The sequence below is a fragment of the Sanguibacter sp. A247 genome (assembly GCF_052324925.1).
In the GTDB taxonomy this organism is placed as follows: domain Bacteria; phylum Actinomycetota; class Actinomycetes; order Actinomycetales; family Cellulomonadaceae; genus Flavimobilis.
On sequence record NZ_JBQPRE010000004.1, the window covers coordinates 152,094 to 168,775 of the forward strand.

Consider the following 16,682-nt stretch of genomic DNA (forward strand, 5'->3'; position numbering starts at 1 on the left):
AGGGTAGCGAGGTCGGGACGTGGCGCCCGGCGCACCCGGCAGGGCGGCGATCATGTCGCCCGTATCCGTGGGAGAATGGGGTCCGTGACTCCGATCCCCTCCGCAGCCGAGACGGCACGTATCAGGCCCGCCGCGACCGCGCCGGAGCTCCTGCGCAACTTCTGCATCATCGCCCACATCGACCACGGCAAGTCGACGCTGGCGGACCGCATGCTCCAGCTCACCGGCGTCGTCGAGCAGCGTGCCATGCGCGCGCAGTACCTCGACCGCATGGACATCGAGCGCGAGCGCGGCATCACGATCAAGTCCCAGGCGGTGCGTATGCCGTGGGCCCACGTCGCCGAGGACGGGGTGAGCACGCCGTACGCGCTCAACATGATCGACACCCCGGGGCACGTCGACTTCACGTACGAGGTCTCCCGCTCGCTCGCCGCGTGCGAGGGCGCCGTCCTCCTCGTCGACGCTGCGCAGGGCATCGAGGCTCAGACTCTCGCGAACCTCTACCTCGCGATGGAGAACGAGCTCGCGATCATCCCCGTGCTCAACAAGATCGATCTTCCGGCGGCTCAGCCTGAGAAGTACGCGGAAGAGATCGCGGGTCTCGTGGGCGTCGACCCTGAGACGGTCCTCAAGGTGTCGGGCAAGACGGGCGTCGGCGTTGTCGAGCTGCTCGACCGCATCGTCGAGACCGTGCCGCCGCCCGTCGGCGACGCGGACGCGCCCGCCCGCGCCATGATCTTCGACTCGGTGTACGACACCTACCGGGGCGTCGTCACGTACGTGCGTGTCGTCGACGGCAAGCTCAACCCGCGCGAGCGCATCTCGATGATGTCGACGCGCGCGACGCATGACCTCCTCGAGATCGGTGTCTCGGCCCCTGAGCCGCACCCGACGGACGGTCTGGGCGTCGGCGAGGTCGGCTACCTCATCACGGGCGTCAAGGATGTGCGCCAGTCGAAGGTCGGCGACACCGTGACGAACTCGGCCAAGCCCGCGACGGAGGCCCTGGGTGGGTACAGCGACCCCAAGCCGATGGTCTTCTCGGGTCTGTACCCGATCGACGGCTCGGACTACCCGATCCTTCGCGATGCGCTCGACAAGCTCAAGCTCAACGACGCCGCACTCGTCTATGAGCCTGAGACGTCGGTTGCGCTCGGCTTCGGCTTCCGCGTCGGCTACCTCGGCCTGCTCCACCTCGAGATCGTGCGCGAGCGGCTCGAGCGGGAGTTTGACCTCTCGCTCATCTCGACAGCTCCCAACGTCATCTACGACGTGACGATGGAAGACAAGTCGATCATCACGGTGACGAACCCGAGCGAGTTCCCGGGCGGCAAGATCGGCGAGGTCCGCGAGCCGGTCGTCAAGGCGACGATCCTCGCGCCCGCGGAGTTCATCGGCGCGATCATGGAGCTGTGCCAGACGAAGCGTGGGGACCTGCAGGGCATGGACTACCTGTCCGCGGACCGCGTTGAGCTGCGCTACTTCCTCCCGCTGGCTGAGATCGTCTTCGACTTCTTCGACCAGCTGAAGTCCAAGACGCGGGGCTACGCCTCGCTCGACTACGACGTCATCGGTGAGCAGGCAGCCGAGCTCGTCAAGGTCGACATCCTGCTCCAGGGTGAGCAGGTCGATGCGTTCAGTGCGATCGTCCACAAGGACAAGGCGTACGCGTACGGCGTCATGATGACGGGCAAGCTCAAGGAGCTCATCCCCAGGCAGCAGTTCGAGGTGCCGATCCAGGCGGCGATCGGCGCGCGCGTGATCGCGCGCGAGACGATCCGTGCGATCCGTAAGGACGTTCTTGCCAAGTGCTACGGCGGCGACATCTCCCGTAAGCGCAAGCTGCTTGAGAAGCAGAAGGAAGGCAAGAAGCGCATGAAGACGATCGGTCGCGTCGACGTGCCTCAGGAGGCGTTCATCGCGGCGCTCTCGTCCGACGCCGCCGACCCGAAGGACAAGGCGAAGAAGTGAGTCCCGCGTTGCCCGACGGGGATCCGGCGCCGGCCGACGGCGCGCTTCCCCGCTGGGTGGGGCCCGCTGGCGGCCCCGAGCGTGGCTTCGGCGTGTACGTCCACGTGCCGTTCTGCACGGTGCGGTGCGGGTACTGCGACTTCAACACCTACACGGCGACCGAGCTCGGCGGCGGTGCGAGCCAGGACTCGTACGCGTCGACGGCGCTCGCCGAGATCGTGCTCGGCGCGCAGGTCCTCGAGCGGGCCGGGTTGCCGAAGCGGGAGGTCGCGACGGTCTTCTTCGGTGGTGGAACCCCGACGATCCTGCCGGCGAGCGACCTCGCGCGGATTCTCGGCGGCATCAGGGACGCGTGGGGGATCGCCGACGGCGCTGAGGTCACGACGGAGGCCAACCCGGACTCGGTGAGTCCTCACTACCTCCAGACGCTCGCCGACGCGGGCTTCACGCGCGTGTCGTTCGGCATGCAGTCAGCCGTGCCCCATGTGCTCGAGACTCTCGAGCGCACGCACGACCCGGCGCGCATCCCCGATGTCGTCGCATGGGCCCGGGACGCGGGGCTCGAGGTGTCGCTCGACCTCATCTACGGAACTCCGGGGGAGTCGCTCGACGACTGGCGCGCAAGCGTCGAGGCTGCTCTCGCCACGGGGGTCGATCATGTCTCCGCGTACGCGCTCGTCGTCGAGCCGGGGACGAAGATGGCAGTTCAGGTGCGCCGGGGCGAGCTCACGTTGCCCGACGAGGACGACCAGGCGGCCAAGTATGAGCTGGCTGACGATCTCCTGGCGGCGGCGGGCCTCGGCTGGTACGAGGTCTCGAACTGGGCCCGTCGTCGGGCTGACGGCACTCCGCTGGCGTGTCGCCACAACCTCGCGTACTGGCGCGGGGACGACTGGTGGGGCGTGGGGCCGGGCGCGCACTCGTATGTCGGCGGTCCGCTCGCCGACGACGACGGCGACGCCGTCGCTGGGGTGCGCTGGTGGAACGTCAAGCACCCGAGGCGTTACGCGACGATGCTCGCCGAGGGGGTGAGCCCGGCTGCGGGGCGTGAGCTCCTGGACGCGCCGACGGCTGCGCTCGAGCGCGTGATGCTCGGGGTGCGTCTTTCAGAGGGACTCGACCTTGCTGAGCTGTCCGCCGCGGGGCGTCGGGCTGTCGCGTCGCAGGTGGCCGCGGGCCTGCTCGACGGTCGCGCCGCGATCGCTGGGCGTGCACTGCTCACGCGCCGGGGTCGGCTGCTCGCCGACGCGGTCGTGCGCGACCTCACCGACTAGGCCACGACCTCTCCGTCACCGGGCTGGGCTGCATCTTTGCTGCCGGACAGGTGGCAGTCATGCGACTTAGGTCACTACTGTGGGTGTCTGACGCGCACAAGCGCGCGTTCGTGCGGGCCCATGGGGAGCCCGGCGAGCTCTGCCCCGATTCGAGGAGCATCCGATGTCCGACAGCAACCTCCCGCCCTACCCGGGTCCGACGCCCGGTCCCGACGGCCAGCAGCCTGCCGACGGGTCCGCTCAGCCTGGCGGTGCTTCGCCGTACGGTGCGACACCCCCTCCGCCCGCGGGGCAGCCCGGCTTCGGGGCGGCGTCTCCCGCCGACCCGTACGGCGCGCAGCAGCCCTACGGGGGACAGCAGCCGCAGCAGCCCTACGGGGGACAGCAGCCGTATGGCGGCCAGCCGCAGTACGGCGGCCAGCAGTCCTTCGGCCAGGGTCAGGGACCGATCGACGTCGGTTCCGCCTTCTCCTACGGGTGGGAGCGCTTCAAGGAGAACGCGGGCGTCTTCATCGGAGGCCTGCTCCTGTGGGGCTTTGGTCTCACGATCGTCTCGGTGGTCATCTCCGGGATCGTCCTGGGCGGAGCGGGCGCTGCCGCGTCCTCCGACCTCACCGGCTCCGGTGTGTTCGCCGCGGGCCTCGGCATGAGCTTCTTCCTCGTCGTGGGGATCGTGCTCGTGCTCGGACTCGTCGCCCAGGCGGGCATGACGAACGCGGCCCTCGTCGTCACGCGCGGCGGACGTGCCTCGATCGCCGACTTCTTCAAGGTGCCCAACCTCGCGCAGGTGCTGCTCACCGCCGTGCTCGTCGGCCTTGCCTCCGGCCTCGTCTCGTTCACCGGCGTGGGCCCGCTCGTCGTCGGGTTCTTCGGTGTGTTCGCTCTCCACTTCGCGATCGACAAGCGCATGGGCGCGATCGACGCGATCAAGGCGAGCATCGACGTCGCGATGAAGAACGTCGGTCCTGTCATCATGCTCGTGCTCGCGGTGTACGTCGCGATGCTCGTCGGCGCGATCGCGCTCGGCGTGGGCATGCTCGTGGCGCTCCCGGTCGCGCTCATCGCGACGGCGTTCTGCTACCGCCGTGTCGTGGGCGAGCAGCCCGCCTGACACGTCGAACGACCCTGTCGGCCCGGCACCCCATGAGGGTGCCGGGCCGGCGTCGTCGTGGGACCGCGAGCAGCGTGTGTCAGCTCTCGGGCTCGGTGACGAAGTCGATGAGCTCCTCGACTCGTCCGATGAGCTCGGGCTCGAGATCGGTCCAGGAACGCACGGTTCCCAGAATGCGCTTCCAGCCCTGCGCGACGTCAGCCTGCTCGGCGTGCGGCCAGCCGAGATGCCGCAGGATCCCCACCTTCCACTCGACCGACCGGTCAATCTGGGGCCAGGCGTCGAGGCCGACGCGGGCCGGCTTCACCGCTTGCCACACGTCGACGTAGGGGTGCCCGACGATCTTGACGGTTCCGCGCGGAGCGCGCGCCTGCACCGCGTCGGCGATGCGCTGCTCCTTGGACCCGGGGACGAGGTGGTCGACGAGCACGCCGATGCGACGTGACCGGTCCGGCGCGAAGTCGGCGAGGTAGTCCGCGAGGTTGTCGACCCCGTCGAGCAGCTCGACGACGACGCCCTCGACGCGCAGGTCGTCGCCCCACACGCGCTCGACGAGCTCGGCGTCGTGGCGACCCTCGACGAGGATCCGGGCGCCGCGTGCGACGCGTGCGCGGCCGCCGTGGACGGCGACCGAGCCCGAGGCCGTCCGCGCGGGCGCCTGCGGGGCGCGTGAGGTCACGGGTGCTTCGAGCCGGACGGGCTGCCCGTCGATCCAGAACCCGGGCCCGAGCGGGAACGTTCGGGTCCGTCCGCGGGAGTCCTCGAGCTCGACGACGTGCATGCCGCCGGACTTCTCGACTCGCACGACCGCGCCCACCCAGCCGGTCGTCACCTCCTCGACGACGAGGCCGCGCTCGGCGGCGACAGGTCGGGACACGGGTCGACGGCGGTGGTGGGCGGTCGGGTCGCCCCCGAGGACATTGGATCCGTAGCGGTCGTGCACCCCGACACCCTACGGCGGACGCGCGGGGGAGGCGGGGAGCGGCGTGTGTGGCGCGGGTCGCTGACGGACTGTCGGTGGTCGCGGGTAGGATTGGCACTCGAAGCCCGAGAGTGCGAATCGCTCCGGGGTGGAGCCAGGAGAGGGGAGGCGCACGATGTCGACGTACGGAACGGCAGCTGACCGCCGCCTCGACGTGCTCCGGGCCATCGTCGAGGACTACGTCGTGACCCGCGAGCCAGTGGGTTCCCGGGTCCTCGCTGAGCGGCACCGCCTCGGCGTCTCACCCGCGACGATCCGCAACGACATGGCGGTTCTCGAGGAAGAGGGGCTCATCGCGCAGCCGCACACGTCGGCCGGGCGTGTCCCGACGGACAAGGGCTACCGCCTCTTCGTCGACCGTCTCGCCGAGGTCAAGCCGCTGTCGCAGCCCGAGCGTCGTGCGATCACGACGTTCCTCGACGGCGCCGTCGACCTCGACGACGTCATCATCCGTGCCTCGCGGCTGCTCGCTCACCTGACGCAGCAGGTCGCCGTCGTCCAGTACCCGTCGCTCAGCCGTTCGGGTCTGCGCCACATCGAGCTCGTGCCCGCCGGTCCGGCGCGGCTGCTCGTCGTCGTCATCACGGACACGGGTCGCGTCGTCCAACGCACGCTCGAGTTGGCCGCGGATGTCGACGAGGGCGCTCTCGCGACGTTGCGCGCCCGCCTCAACGCGGCCTGCCTCGGCAGGCGGCTCCCCGAGGTCACTTCGGCGCTCGCGGCCCTTCCCGAGCAGTTCGTCGCGTCCGAGCGGCCCTTGCTGCGCGAGATCTCAGAGCTTCTCGTGCACACGCTCGGCCAGGAATCGGATGAGCGCATCGTCCTCGCGGGCACGTCGAACCTTGCCCGCACCGGGATGCGCTTCGAGCACGCGCTCCGGCCGGTTCTCGAGGCGCTCGAGGAGGAGGTCATGCTTCTCGGCCTCCTCACGGAGATGACCGAGGACGCCTCGGGGGTCGCCGTGCGCATCGGCCATGAGATGCCGCACGTCGGGCTCAGCGAGACGTCGGTCGTGACGACGGGGTACGGCGCCGAGGGCGACTCGGTCGCGCTCCTTGGCTCGATCGGCCCGACGCGCATGGACTATCCGCAGACGATCGCCGCGGTGCGTGCGGTCGCGCGCTACCTCACCCGCATCATCACGACGTGACCGGGTCGGCGCGAGCCGCCGCCCCTGACCGTTCCACCCACCATCAGGAAGAACCCCTGTGACGGACTACTACGAGATTCTCGGTGTGCCGCGCGACGCGACGCAGGACCAGATCAAGAAGGCGTACCGCAAGCTGGCGCGTGAGCTCCACCCGGATGTTGCCGGTGAGGAGGGCGCCGATCGCTTCAAGGACGTCACGCGCGCCTATGAGGTGCTCGGCACGACCGAGAAGCGCCAGTCCTACGACATGGGCACCGACCCATCGTCACCCGGAGGCGGCCAGGCGGGCGGCTTCGGCTTCCAGGACATCTTCGAGACGTTCTTCGGCGGCGGTCAGGCCCAGCGCGGGCCTGTGCCGCGCACGCGCCGCGGCCAAGATGCGCTCCTGCGCATCGACATCGACCTTGCGGAGGCCGCGTTCGGGGCCCGCAAGGAGGTCACGGTCGACACCGCGCGCGTCTGCACGACGTGCGGTGGCGCGTGCACGCGCCCGGGAACGTCGGTCCAGACGTGTGTCGTGTGCCAGGGCCGTGGTTCGGTCCAGCGGGTTGCCCGCTCGTTCCTCGGTCAGGTCATGACGACCCAGCCGTGCGCCGCGTGCCAGGGGCACGGCACGACGATCCCTGAGCCGTGCGTCGACTGCGCGGGCGAAGGTCGTGTGCGGACGCGCCAGACGCTGACGATCGACATCCCTGCGGGCGTCGACACGGGCACCCGCATCAAGATGTCGGGTCAGGGCGAGGTCGGTCCGGCCGGTGGCCCCGCGGGCGACCTGTACGTCGAGATCCGGGAGCGCAAGCACGCGGTCTTCATCCGCCGCGGTGACGACCTGCACTGCACGCTCGAGATCCCGATGACGGCGGCTGCGCTGGGGACGACGATCGAGCTCGAGACGCTCGACGGCATGCGTGATGTCACGCTTCCGCGCGGGACGCAGCCGGGTGATGTCGTCTCGCTCGACGGTCTCGGCATCGGTCACCTCCACGTCGGGGGCCGCGGCGACCTCGCGGTCCACATCGACGTGCGGGTTCCTCACGACCTCGACGAGGAGCAGGCGGAGCTGCTGCGCGCGCTCGCGTCGCTGCGCGGTGAGGAACGTCCCGAGGCGAAGGTTGCGGCCGCGCACCCGAGTGTCCTGAGCCGGCTCAAGGACAAGCTCGCCGGACGCTGAGCGACTGCGTCGCCGTCGTCGGGAAGAGGCTAGGGTCAGGGCCCATGAGCGCACCCGTCTTTCTCGCTGAGGCGTCCGGAATCGATCGTCTCGTTGCGGGCGACCACTACGTGCTCGACGGCCCTGAGGGGCGTCACGCGGGTGTCGTCCAGCGGCGCCGCGCGGGCGAGGCGGTCGACGTCGTCGACGGAGCGGGCGTGCGAGCGCGCTGCACGATCGAGTCGGTGCACGAGTCGCAGGTGCGGCTCGTGGTCGACGAGGTCGTCCGCGAGCCTGTGGCGTGCCCGGCGCTCGTGCTCGTCCAGGCGCTCGCCAAGGGCGACCGCGACGAGATGGCTGTCGAGGCGGCGACCGAGGTCGGTGCGGATGCGATGATCCCGTGGCAGGCGTCGCGGTCGATCGTCGTGTGGCGTGGCGACCGTGCCGCCAAGTCTCGTGCCCGCTGGGTCGCGACGGTGCGGACGGCGTCGAAGCAGTCGCGTCGCGCGCACGTCCCGCCCGTTGAGGAGTCGGTGACGACGACCGGTCTCGTCGCGCGCGCTCGCGCGGTCGTCGCGGCCGGGGGTGCGGTTCTGGTTCTCCACGAGTCGGCCGAGCGGCCGCTCGCGGGGGCGAGCCTTCCGGCTGAGGGTGTGGGCGCGGAGGTTCTTGTCGTCGTCGGGCCTGAGGGCGGCATCGCGTCCGACGAGCTCACGGAGCTTGAGGACGCCGGGGCGCAGACGGTTCTGCTTGGTCCTCACGTCCTGCGGACGTCGACCGCCGGCCCGGTGGCACTTGCGCTGCTCGCGCAGCGTCTGGGGCGCTGGGGCTGAGCACCCTGGGGCGGAGCGTCGTCAGGACACCGTGAACGTCACGGCGACGGGGCGCAGCGGGGTGCCGTCCTTCGCGCTCTCCTCGAAGACCTGGACGACCCACGTCCCGGGCTCGAGCTCGACGACGAACGAGAAGGGCCCGATGACGCCGTTGGCGCCCGTCATCGTCGCGCCGCGCTGGGCCGGGTTGTCGGCGCTGCCGTCCGCGGGGTAGACGAGCCACGAGAGATTGCCCTCGAAGGCGGTGGCCTCGCCCGTCACCTCGATCGACGGGCCTGCGACGACCGAGTCCTCGAGCGGTGTGGCCACGACGGTCGTGTCGTTGACCGCGGGGGTCACGGTGACGAGCGGAGTCCTGGGGGAGGCCGACGTGGGCGCTGCGCTCGAGACCCGTGACGACTGCACGGCCGGAGCCGGTGCCTGCGCGTCCCCTGACGAACAGCCTGTCGCGAGCGCGGCGGCCGCGACGAGGGTGAGGATCACAGGGGTACGGCGGCGCATCAGGTGGAGCCTTTCGGGGTCGGTCGATGGGATCCTTTCCATCGTCGCCCGCGGGCCGTGCGCCTCGCGCATCGAGCCGGACATCGTGGCCGAGCCGAGACCTCGGCGAGACGTGGACGAGACACGACGTGCGTCGCGCGGCATCTCGGTAGACTTGTCGGGCGGTGCCTCTCGGCGCCGCGAGCTCCCGGAAGGTCAATCGCACCCGCGTCTCATGGACGATCGCACACATACCCCCGCTGCCCGCCGCGGCAGGCACACCCCCGGCACGCCTCCGACCCCGGCCGACGACGCTCCTCGGACGCGAGGCCAGGCGCGCCTCGAGCATCGCATCGTCGTACCCGCCCAGGTCTCCATGGTCGCCCTGCTCGGCTCGAGCGACACGGTTCTGCGTGCGCTCGAGGCCGGCTTCGCACGGGTCGACTTCTTCGTGCGCGGCAACGAGATCACGGTGTCGGGGCCCGCAGGTGACGTGGGGCTCGCGGTCCGGCTCGTCGACGAGCTCGTCGAGGTCATCGCGACGGGAACGCCGCTCGGGCCCGACGTCGTTGCGCGGTCGATCGCGATGCTCACGGAGCCGGGCGGCGCCCGGCCCGCGGACGTCCTCACGGTCGACATCGTCTCCTCGCGCGGCCGGACGGTGCGGCCCAAGACCGTCGGACAGAAGCGCTATGTCGACGCGATCGACGCGTCGACCATCACGTTCGGGATCGGCCCGGCCGGAACGGGCAAGACCTACCTGGCAGTCGCCAAGGCGGTCCAGGCGCTGCAGGACCACAAGGTCTCGCGCGTCGTCCTTACCCGGCCTGCGGTCGAGGCGGGTGAGCGCCTCGGATTCCTGCCCGGCTCGCTCAACGACAAGATCGACCCCTACGTGCGCCCGCTCTACGACGCGTTGCACGACATGCTCGAGCCTGACTCGATCCCGCGGCTGCTCGAGGCCGGGACGATCGAGGTTGCGCCCCTCGCCTACATGCGCGGGCGAACGCTCAATGACGCGTTCGTCATCCTCGACGAGGCGCAGAACACGACGCCCGAGCAGATGAAGATGTTCCTCACGCGGCTCGGCTTCGGTTCGACGATGGTCGTGACCGGAGACACGACGCAGGTTGACCTGCCTGGCGGCGTGCGTTCCGGGCTCAAGGTCGTCGAGGACGTCCTTGTCGGTGTCGACGACGTCGAGTTCTGCCACCTCACGAGCCAGGACGTCGTCCGGCACCGGCTCGTGGGTGAGATCATCGAGGCTTACGCACGCTGGGACGTCACCCAGCCCGGACCCGCGACGCGCGGGTCCGCCACCTCCCGGCAAGGTCCGGGGCGCACCGAGAGGCGATCATGACGATCGAGGTCAACAACGAGTCCGGGGTCGAGGTCGACGAGGCCGAGTTCGCCGCGATCGGACGTTTCGTGCTTGACGCGATGCATGTCCACCCGCAGACCGAGCTCTCGATCCTCATGGTCGACACCGACGTCATGACCGACCTCCACGTGCAGTGGATGGACGAGCCGGGACCGACCGACGTCCTCTCGTTCCCCATGGACGAGCTGCGTCCCGGGACGGAGGACGAGCCGACGCCCGCGGGGCTGCTCGGAGACGTCGTCCTGTGCCCCGTGGTCGCGGCCGAGCAGGCCACGACCGCCGGACACTCGACCGAGGAGGAGATGCTCCTCCTCACGACGCACGGGATCCTCCACCTGCTCGGCTACGACCACGCCGAGCCCGAGGAAGAGAAGGAGATGTTCGCGCTCCAGCGGCACCTCCTGCTGACCTTCCTCGCCTCCCGATGACGGGTCTCCTCCTCGTCCTCGCAGTCCTCGGCATCGTCGTCGCGGCTCTGCTGAGCGCCGGCGAGACCGCGGTCCTGCGTGTCACGCGTGCGTCGATCGCGCACATCGTCGCGGACGGCGGTCCGCGCGCGGGACGCGTCGAACGCCTCATGGACGACCCGCGCCGCACGGCGTCCGCGGCGTCGTTCCTGCGGATCTTCGCCGAGATGGCCGCGACGGCGTGCATCACGCTCCTCCTCGAAGAGATGCTCGACGTGTCGTGGCAGGTGCTCGCGCTCGCGGTCGTCGTCTCGACCCTCGTGGCGCTCCTTCTCGTCCGGCTGAGCCCGCGCTCGTTCGGCCGCCACCACCCGGCGCGCGTCCTCACCTCGCTGTCGTGGCTCCTCGCTGTCTCGCGCACGCTCGCGGGCTGGGCCGTCGGGACCGACCGCACCCCCGTGGCGAACGTCGAGCACTCTGAGCACGAGCTGCGTGAGATGGTCGACCGCGTCAACGAGTCCGAGGTCATCGAGGCCGAGGAGCGCGAGCTCATCCGTTCGGTGTTCGGACTCGGCTCGACGCTCACGCGCGAGGTCATGGTTCCTCGCACCGACATGGTGACGACCCCCGCCGGGACGCCGTTGCGGGCGGGCCTGCGGCTGTTCCTGCGCTCAGGCTTCTCGCGCATCCCCGTCGTGGGCGAGTCCGAGGACGACGTGCGCGGGGTCGTCTACTTCAAGGACGTCGTCGCGCGGCTTCAGGTTGAGGGCGCCGAGGAGGACGGTGTGGTCGCCGACATCATGCGGCCGGCTCACTTCGTTCCCGAGTCCAAGCCTGCCGACGACCTCATGCGTGACTTGCAGACGGCGGGATCGCACATGGCCCTCGTCATCGACGAGTACGGCGGGACGGCGGGCCTCGTGACGATCGAGGACGCGATCGAGGAGATCGTCGGGGAGCTGACGGACGAGCACGACCGCGCGGCGGCCGAGTGCGTCGAGGTCTCGCCCGGGCTCTTCCGCGTTCCCGCACGGACGAGCCTGTGGGACCTCTCGGAGCTCCTCGGGATCGAGGTGACCGACGACGACGTCGACACGGTCGCCGGACTCCTCGCCAAGGCGCTGGGCAGGGTTCCTCTGCTCGGGTCGCGTGCTGACGTCGCGGGACTCCACCTTGTCGCCGAGCGGGTCGAGGGGCGTCGAAAGCGTGTCTCCTCGATTCTCGTCAACCGGCTCGAGCTCGCCCCGGAGGCGCCTGACGCCGACCGGCCTGCACCCACAGACAGAAGGACCGACGCATGACTGCCTCCGACCACCGCTCCGGCTTCGCCTGCCTCGTCGGACGTCCGAACGCCGGCAAGTCGACGTTGACCAATGCGCTCGTCGGCGAGAAGGTCGCGATCACGTCGGGCCGACCGCAGACGACGCGTCACACGATCCGTGGCATCGTCCACCGCGACGACGCGCAGCTCATCCTCGTCGACACTCCCGGGCTCCACCGCCCGCGGACGCTCCTCGGCGAGCGGCTCAACGCGCTCGTGCGCGACACGCTCTCCGAGGTCGACGTCGTCGTGTTCTGCATCCCGGCCGACCAGACCGTCGGGCCAGGTGACAGGTTCATCGCGAACGAGCTCGCCCCGCTCATGACGGGGCGACGACGCACGCCCGTCGTGCTCGCGGTGACGAAGGCGGACACCGTGAGCCGCGCGCAGCTCGCCGAGCAGCTCCTCGCGGTCGCTGCGCTCGGGGAGTGGGACGACGTCGTGCCCGTCTCGGCACGCGACGGGTTCCAGGTCGCCGAGCTCACCGAGGTTCTCGTGGGGCACCTCCCCGAGGGCCCCGTGCTCTACCCGGACGGTGAGCTCACCGACGAGCCCGAGGCCGTCATGGTCGCCGAGCTCGTGCGTGAGGCTGCGCTCGAGGGGGTCCGTGACGAGCTGCCGCACTCGCTCGCGGTGGTCGTCGACGAGATCACGCCGCGTCCCGACGGCCGCGTCGTCGACGTGCGCGTCAACCTCTTCGTCGAGCGCGACTCCCAGAAGGGCATCATCATCGGCCGCGGCGGCTCACGGTTGCGCGAGGTCGGTACGCAGGCCCGCACGGGCATCGAGCGTCTTCTCGGTCAGAAGGTCTTCCTCGACCTGCACGTCAAGGTGGCCAAGGACTGGCAGCGCGATCCCAAGCAGTTGGGTCGACTGGGCTTCTGACGGTGGCTCGGGAGCGCAGAGGCTGGGGTCGGACGGCGACGACGACGGCCGCTCTCGTCGTGCTCTTCGCGCTCATCGGCGCGGTCGCAGGCCCGTCGTGGGACCCGGTTCCGCTCCCTGACCAGCTGCGGGTAGGTGTCGCGGACACCGCGATCACGGGCGCGCAGGACGTCGCACCAGTCGGGACGTACGACGTCGCGGTGACGAACGTCGTGCTCCTGATCGGCGGCGACGAGGTCGACGCGACGATCCGGAGCCCCGCAGGTGTCCGAGCCACGCCGGGGGTCGCGTTCGTGCACGGTGCTGGCACGAAGGAGGCCGACGAGTCGTTCGTCGCTCAGTCGGTCGCGCTCGCGAGCGCGGGGGTCACGACGCTCATCCCCGCGAAACGTCCCGAGTTCTCGTCGTTGCGTCACCGCGACTACACAGAGATGGCGCGCGACTACGAGGCCGGGGTCGCCTACCTGAGAGCCATGCCGTCGGTGGACCCCGACCGCGTCGGGGTCTATGCGGAGTCCGAGGGCACGTGGATCGCCCCCATCATGGCTCGCGACGACCCGACGCTCGCGTTCGTCGTCCTCGTCTCGGCACCCGTCGTGCCGCCGCGCGCGCAGGCCGCGTTCGCGGTCGACACGTATCTGCGCAACACCGGGGTGCCCGAGTCGGTGTTCCGTGCGATTCCGCGTGCCGTCGGCATGGAGCTGCCCGGCGGCGGGATCGACTATGCGGACTTCGACGTCGACCCCTACCTCCCTGCCCTGCACATGCCTGTTCTCGTCGTCTACGGGACGGACGACTTCTCCATGCCCGTCGTGCAGGGCACGCGCGACATCCTCGCGGCTCTGACGACCGCCGGGAACGGTGACGTGCTCGTCCGGTTCTACGGCGGCGCCAACCACGGCATCAAGGTTGACGGTGAGCTCGCACCAGGGTTCGTCGACGATCTCACCGGATGGGTGCTCGGGCTGCCCGGGACGGGCGGGCAGGCACCACGTGTCGCCGGGGCGCAGCCGACCCAGCGGTATCTCGCGCTCGACGTCCCTGCGCCGCACTGGTTCGGGTCGGGCGACACGGTGCTCGTCATCTTCTTCGTCGGGATCGGGCTGGTGTGCGCGGGCGGGCTCCTGGGGAGCGTCGTGCGTCTCGTGCGACGACGCGGGGGACCGCAGCGACTGGGCGGAGGTGTGACCGACCGGGTCGTCGCGCGGCAGCTTGTCGTGCTGCCGGTCCTCGCGCTCGGCACGCTCGGGGGCCTCGTCGCCTACCTCGTGGCGATCGCACGCCTCGCGGTCGAGTACGAGCGTGATGCGTGGGTCGTCTGGGGCGGCTGGTTCGCGGTCCGGCTCGTGGGGGTCGCAGCTCTCGTCGCTGCGGCCGTGCTCATCGAACGCGCGGTCGACCACCGAGCAGCGCGCCGCGCCGCGATGGACGACGGCGTGGCCGTTCCTCCTGCGCTCGTGCATGGCAGGTGGGATCGCGCCGCAGCAGTGATGACGCTCGTGGGGACCGCGGTCGTCGTGCTCCTGCTCGCGTACTGGGGTGTCTACCAGCTCGGAATCTGACAACCCACGGTTCGGCGGGCGGTCAAGGTTGGGTCACGGTAGATTCTGGCCCGGACGTGCTTGGGGCACGTCTGGTCGTGCACGCCGTGCGGGCGTGGCAGACAGAGGAGGACTTCCACATGGACGAGAACGTGGGCAGCATGCCGCTGGACGGCTCTGCTGAGGCGGGCCCGACGGCCGCGACCGGGATCCGGGAGCGGTTCAGCAACATGACGGGCGCCGACTACGCGCGCGACCTCCTCGGGGTCCTCGCCGTCATCGTCTCCTTGCAGCTCCCGTGGAGCGTCGCGGGCGGAGCCTCGGCCGTGCCGTGGGCGCTCGCGTCGATCCTCCTTCTCGTCGTGGCGCTCGTCCTTCCGTACATCACGCGCCTGGGTGCGATCCCGTCGTCGTGGACCGTGCACACGACGCGCCGCGCGCGCGTGCTGCTCGCCCTCCCCGCTGTTGCCGCGGCGCTCGCTCAGGTTGTCCTCGACGCCTTGAGCGTCGACGGGCAGTCCGGTGTCGGTGCCGGTGTCGGTATGGCACTGACGGCTGCTGCGCTCGCCGCGGTTCCCCGCTCCTCTGAGCTTGGTCCGCGTGAGCTCGACGGTGCTGTCACCGCCTCGTGGCGCAACGTGACGACGCTCGCCGGTGTCCTCGCGGTGCTTGCTCCTGTTGCGTGGCTCGCGCTCATCGTCGTCCAGCGGCTCTCCGTCTCGGGGAAGATGCGCGATCTCGACCAGCTCGACGGCCCGATCCTTGTCATGGCGCTGGCGACCGTGCTTGTCGTGGCCGCGCTCGTCGTGCCGGCCATCGGTGCGGGGCTCAAGCGGTCGGCCCTGTGGCGGCGCGCGTCCGTCGTCGTCGCGGCCACGTGGGCTGCAGCGCTGTTCGCGGCCTCGGACTCGAGCGGCGCCGCGATCGAGTCCGTGCGCACCCTGGTGACCGCTGAGCGCGGTGACACGCACGTCATCATGGCGGCTGCGAGCCTGGGCTATGGCCTCTGGCTCCTCGGAGCGGTTGCAGTTCTTGCGACCTCGCCCGCGGTCGTCCGTGGCGCTCGGTCCGAGGGTGACGCTGCGATCGGCTGGTTCGTCACTGCCCGTGGCCTGCTCGGTCTGCTCGGTCTCTTCTCCGCGTTGTTCGCGGTCGCGACGGTCCTCGTGGCTCTTGACGAGAACTCCCTCGGTCTCGGCGCGCTGCTTCCGGGCGCCGTCATCGCGCTCGTCCTCGGCGGCCTGGCGCTCAAGGTGCGCTCGATGCTTGTGGGCCGTCCGGCCGACGCTCGTCGCCCCGCGCTCGCGGCGACGATCGCACTGCTGGGGCTGGGCATCGTCCTCGTGGTCGTCTCTCGCCTCGACGAGGCCGGGTCGATCATCCCGTCGTGGCACGCATCGCTCCTCGCGCTCGTCGTCGGCGTCGGCCTTCCCGTCGCCGTCCTTGTCTCCCTCACGGTCCCGGCCGCGGTGCGCGAGCACCTGGCAGCGAATCCCGCGACCCCGCGTCCCGACGGCAGCACGGCGGCGTTCGTCTGGCAGCCGCGCGCACGAGCGCTTGCCGCGTCGCGCCCCGCACCGTCGGCGGCGTCCGCACCGTCCGCACCTCACGGGTACCCGCAGCATGCCCCCGCGCCTGAGTTCCCCGCGTCTGAGTTCTCTGACCCGTCGCCCGAGCAGTCTGCTCCCGCCCCTGCTCCCGCGGGGGTCCAGCCAGTCCACTCCGAGCCGGTCCACGCTGAGCCGGTCCACTCTGAGCCCATCGCCGCGCAGCCTGTCGCTCCCGAAGTTGCGGTGGCTCCGCAGGCGGTCGCTCCCGAGGTTGCGGTGGCTCCGCAGCCCGCTGCGTCGGCGAGCGGTGGGGTGCCTGCCGGGGACCAGGTGACCGAGGTGCTTCGTCTCGACTCGGCCGAGGCCTCGGCCGAGCAGGGGAGCGCGCCGGTCCCGGACCGTTCCACGCGCACCGAGGCGGGTTTCACCTGGGCAACCGCCGTCGACCCGCAGACGCCTGCGACGACGCTTGCCCAGATCGCACAGGACGCGCCGACGCTGCGCGCCGCCCTGGCGCTCAATCCGTCGACGTACCCGGCGCTCGTCGACTGGCTGGGGCAGCTGGGTGACGCCGAGGTCAACGAGGCGCTACGCTCGCGAGCAGTCTGAAGTCGTCCAACGAGATCGTGTGACGCGGACGCGCACA

General features: G+C 70.5%; 14 protein-coding genes. 12 read left to right on the forward strand and 2 right to left on the reverse strand.

Annotation, left to right across the window (positions count from 1 at the left end; translation table 11 throughout):
* The first annotated feature begins 75 nt into the window (after nt 1–75).
* From lepA to ACTVCO_RS10830, 3 genes are all read left to right on the forward strand, one after another.
* Complete coding sequence (lepA, locus tag ACTVCO_RS10820) at nt 76–1,971, forward strand: translation elongation factor 4 (protein WP_443728437.1); 1,896 nt, start codon at nt 76–78, stop codon at nt 1,969–1,971.
* Entirely contained in the window at nt 1,968–3,245 is a 1,278-nt protein-coding gene (gene hemW, locus ACTVCO_RS10825) for a radical SAM family heme chaperone HemW (RefSeq protein ID WP_443728438.1), read from the forward strand. Before lepA ends, hemW begins: the two co-directional genes overlap by 4 nt.
* A gap of 163 nt (nt 3,246–3,408) precedes the next feature.
* The gene (locus tag ACTVCO_RS10830; RefSeq protein ID WP_443728439.1) at nt 3,409–4,356 is read left to right on the forward strand and encodes a hypothetical protein; all 948 of its coding nucleotides are present in this window, start codon (nt 3,409–3,411) and stop codon (nt 4,354–4,356) included.
* Between the two features lie 79 nt (nt 4,357–4,435).
* On the opposite strand, the gene ACTVCO_RS10835 is transcribed toward ACTVCO_RS10830, so the two are convergent.
* Nucleotides 4,436–5,299, reverse strand: coding sequence for a DUF3097 domain-containing protein (locus ACTVCO_RS10835; RefSeq protein WP_443728440.1), 864 nt, complete (start codon nt 5,297–5,299; stop codon nt 4,436–4,438).
* Nucleotides 5,300–5,453: 154 nt separating this feature from the next.
* On the opposite strand from ACTVCO_RS10835, the gene hrcA reads away from it, so the two are divergent.
* The 3 genes from hrcA to ACTVCO_RS10850 are packed head-to-tail and all read left to right on the forward strand — an operon-like array spanning nt 5,454 to nt 8,471.
* Complete coding sequence (gene hrcA, locus ACTVCO_RS10840) at nt 5,454–6,488, forward strand: heat-inducible transcriptional repressor HrcA (protein WP_443728441.1); 1,035 nt, start codon at nt 5,454–5,456, stop codon at nt 6,486–6,488.
* 58 nt (nt 6,489–6,546) lie between these two features.
* Nucleotides 6,547–7,659, forward strand: a complete 1,113-nt coding sequence (dnaJ, locus tag ACTVCO_RS10845; protein WP_443728442.1) for a molecular chaperone DnaJ — start codon at nt 6,547–6,549, stop codon at nt 7,657–7,659.
* 44 nt (nt 7,660–7,703) lie between these two features.
* Complete coding sequence (locus ACTVCO_RS10850; protein WP_443728443.1) at nt 7,704–8,471, forward strand: 16S rRNA (uracil(1498)-N(3))-methyltransferase; 768 nt, start codon at nt 7,704–7,706, stop codon at nt 8,469–8,471.
* 21 nt (nt 8,472–8,492) lie between these two features.
* Here the strand turns inward: ACTVCO_RS10850 and ACTVCO_RS10855 are convergent, their stop codons facing one another.
* On the reverse strand, nt 8,493–8,972 hold the full coding sequence (locus tag ACTVCO_RS10855) for a Gmad2 immunoglobulin-like domain-containing protein (protein ID WP_443728444.1): 480 nt from the start codon (nt 8,970–8,972) through the stop codon (nt 8,493–8,495).
* A gap of 214 nt (nt 8,973–9,186) precedes the next feature.
* On the opposite strand from ACTVCO_RS10855, the gene ACTVCO_RS10860 reads away from it, so the two are divergent.
* The 6 genes from ACTVCO_RS10860 to ACTVCO_RS10885 all read left to right on the forward strand — a co-directional run bounded on the left by ACTVCO_RS10860 (nt 9,187) and on the right by ACTVCO_RS10885 (nt 16,645).
* Nucleotides 9,187–10,311, forward strand: coding sequence for a PhoH family protein (locus ACTVCO_RS10860; RefSeq protein WP_443728445.1), 1,125 nt, complete (start codon nt 9,187–9,189; stop codon nt 10,309–10,311).
* Nucleotides 10,308–10,760: an rRNA maturation RNase YbeY gene (gene ybeY, locus ACTVCO_RS10865; RefSeq protein WP_443728446.1), complete on the forward strand. Its 453-nt coding sequence runs from the start codon at nt 10,308–10,310 to the stop codon at nt 10,758–10,760. The genes ACTVCO_RS10860 and ybeY overlap by 4 nt, the downstream gene beginning before the upstream one ends.
* The gene (locus ACTVCO_RS10870) at nt 10,757–12,040 is read left to right on the forward strand and encodes a hemolysin family protein (RefSeq protein WP_443728447.1); all 1,284 of its coding nucleotides are present in this window, start codon (nt 10,757–10,759) and stop codon (nt 12,038–12,040) included. Before ybeY ends, ACTVCO_RS10870 begins: the two co-directional genes overlap by 4 nt.
* Complete coding sequence (era, locus tag ACTVCO_RS10875; protein WP_443728448.1) at nt 12,037–12,945, forward strand: GTPase Era; 909 nt, start codon at nt 12,037–12,039, stop codon at nt 12,943–12,945. The genes ACTVCO_RS10870 and era overlap by 4 nt, the downstream gene beginning before the upstream one ends.
* Nucleotides 12,946–12,947: 2 nt before the next feature.
* A complete protein-coding gene (locus tag ACTVCO_RS10880; protein WP_443728449.1) occupies nt 12,948–14,507 on the forward strand; it encodes an alpha/beta hydrolase family protein in 1,560 nt (519 codons plus the stop codon).
* A gap of 119 nt (nt 14,508–14,626) precedes the next feature.
* Complete coding sequence (locus ACTVCO_RS10885; protein WP_443728450.1) at nt 14,627–16,645, forward strand: DUF7937 domain-containing protein; 2,019 nt, start codon at nt 14,627–14,629, stop codon at nt 16,643–16,645.
* The last annotated feature ends 37 nt before the right edge of the window (nt 16,646–16,682 follow it).

Coding starts and splice junctions, on each gene's coding strand:
- ACTVCO_RS10860 (WP_443728445.1), top strand. CDS start 9,187: ATGGACGATCGCACACATACCCCCGCTGCCCGCCGCGGCAGGCACACC.
- lepA (WP_443728437.1), top strand. CDS start 76: ATGGGGTCCGTGACTCCGATCCCCTCCGCAGCCGAGACGGCACGTATC.
- era (WP_443728448.1), top strand. CDS start 12,037: ATGACTGCCTCCGACCACCGCTCCGGCTTCGCCTGCCTCGTCGGACGT.
- ACTVCO_RS10850 (WP_443728443.1), top strand. CDS start 7,704: ATGAGCGCACCCGTCTTTCTCGCTGAGGCGTCCGGAATCGATCGTCTC.
- ACTVCO_RS10830 (WP_443728439.1), top strand. CDS start 3,409: ATGTCCGACAGCAACCTCCCGCCCTACCCGGGTCCGACGCCCGGTCCC.
- ACTVCO_RS10870 (WP_443728447.1), top strand. CDS start 10,757: ATGACGGGTCTCCTCCTCGTCCTCGCAGTCCTCGGCATCGTCGTCGCG.
- ybeY (WP_443728446.1), top strand. CDS start 10,308: ATGACGATCGAGGTCAACAACGAGTCCGGGGTCGAGGTCGACGAGGCC.
- ACTVCO_RS10885 (WP_443728450.1), top strand. CDS start 14,627: ATGGACGAGAACGTGGGCAGCATGCCGCTGGACGGCTCTGCTGAGGCG.
- ACTVCO_RS10855 (WP_443728444.1), bottom strand. CDS start 8,972: ATGCGCCGCCGTACCCCTGTGATCCTCACCCTCGTCGCGGCCGCCGCG.
- hrcA (WP_443728441.1), top strand. CDS start 5,454: ATGTCGACGTACGGAACGGCAGCTGACCGCCGCCTCGACGTGCTCCGG.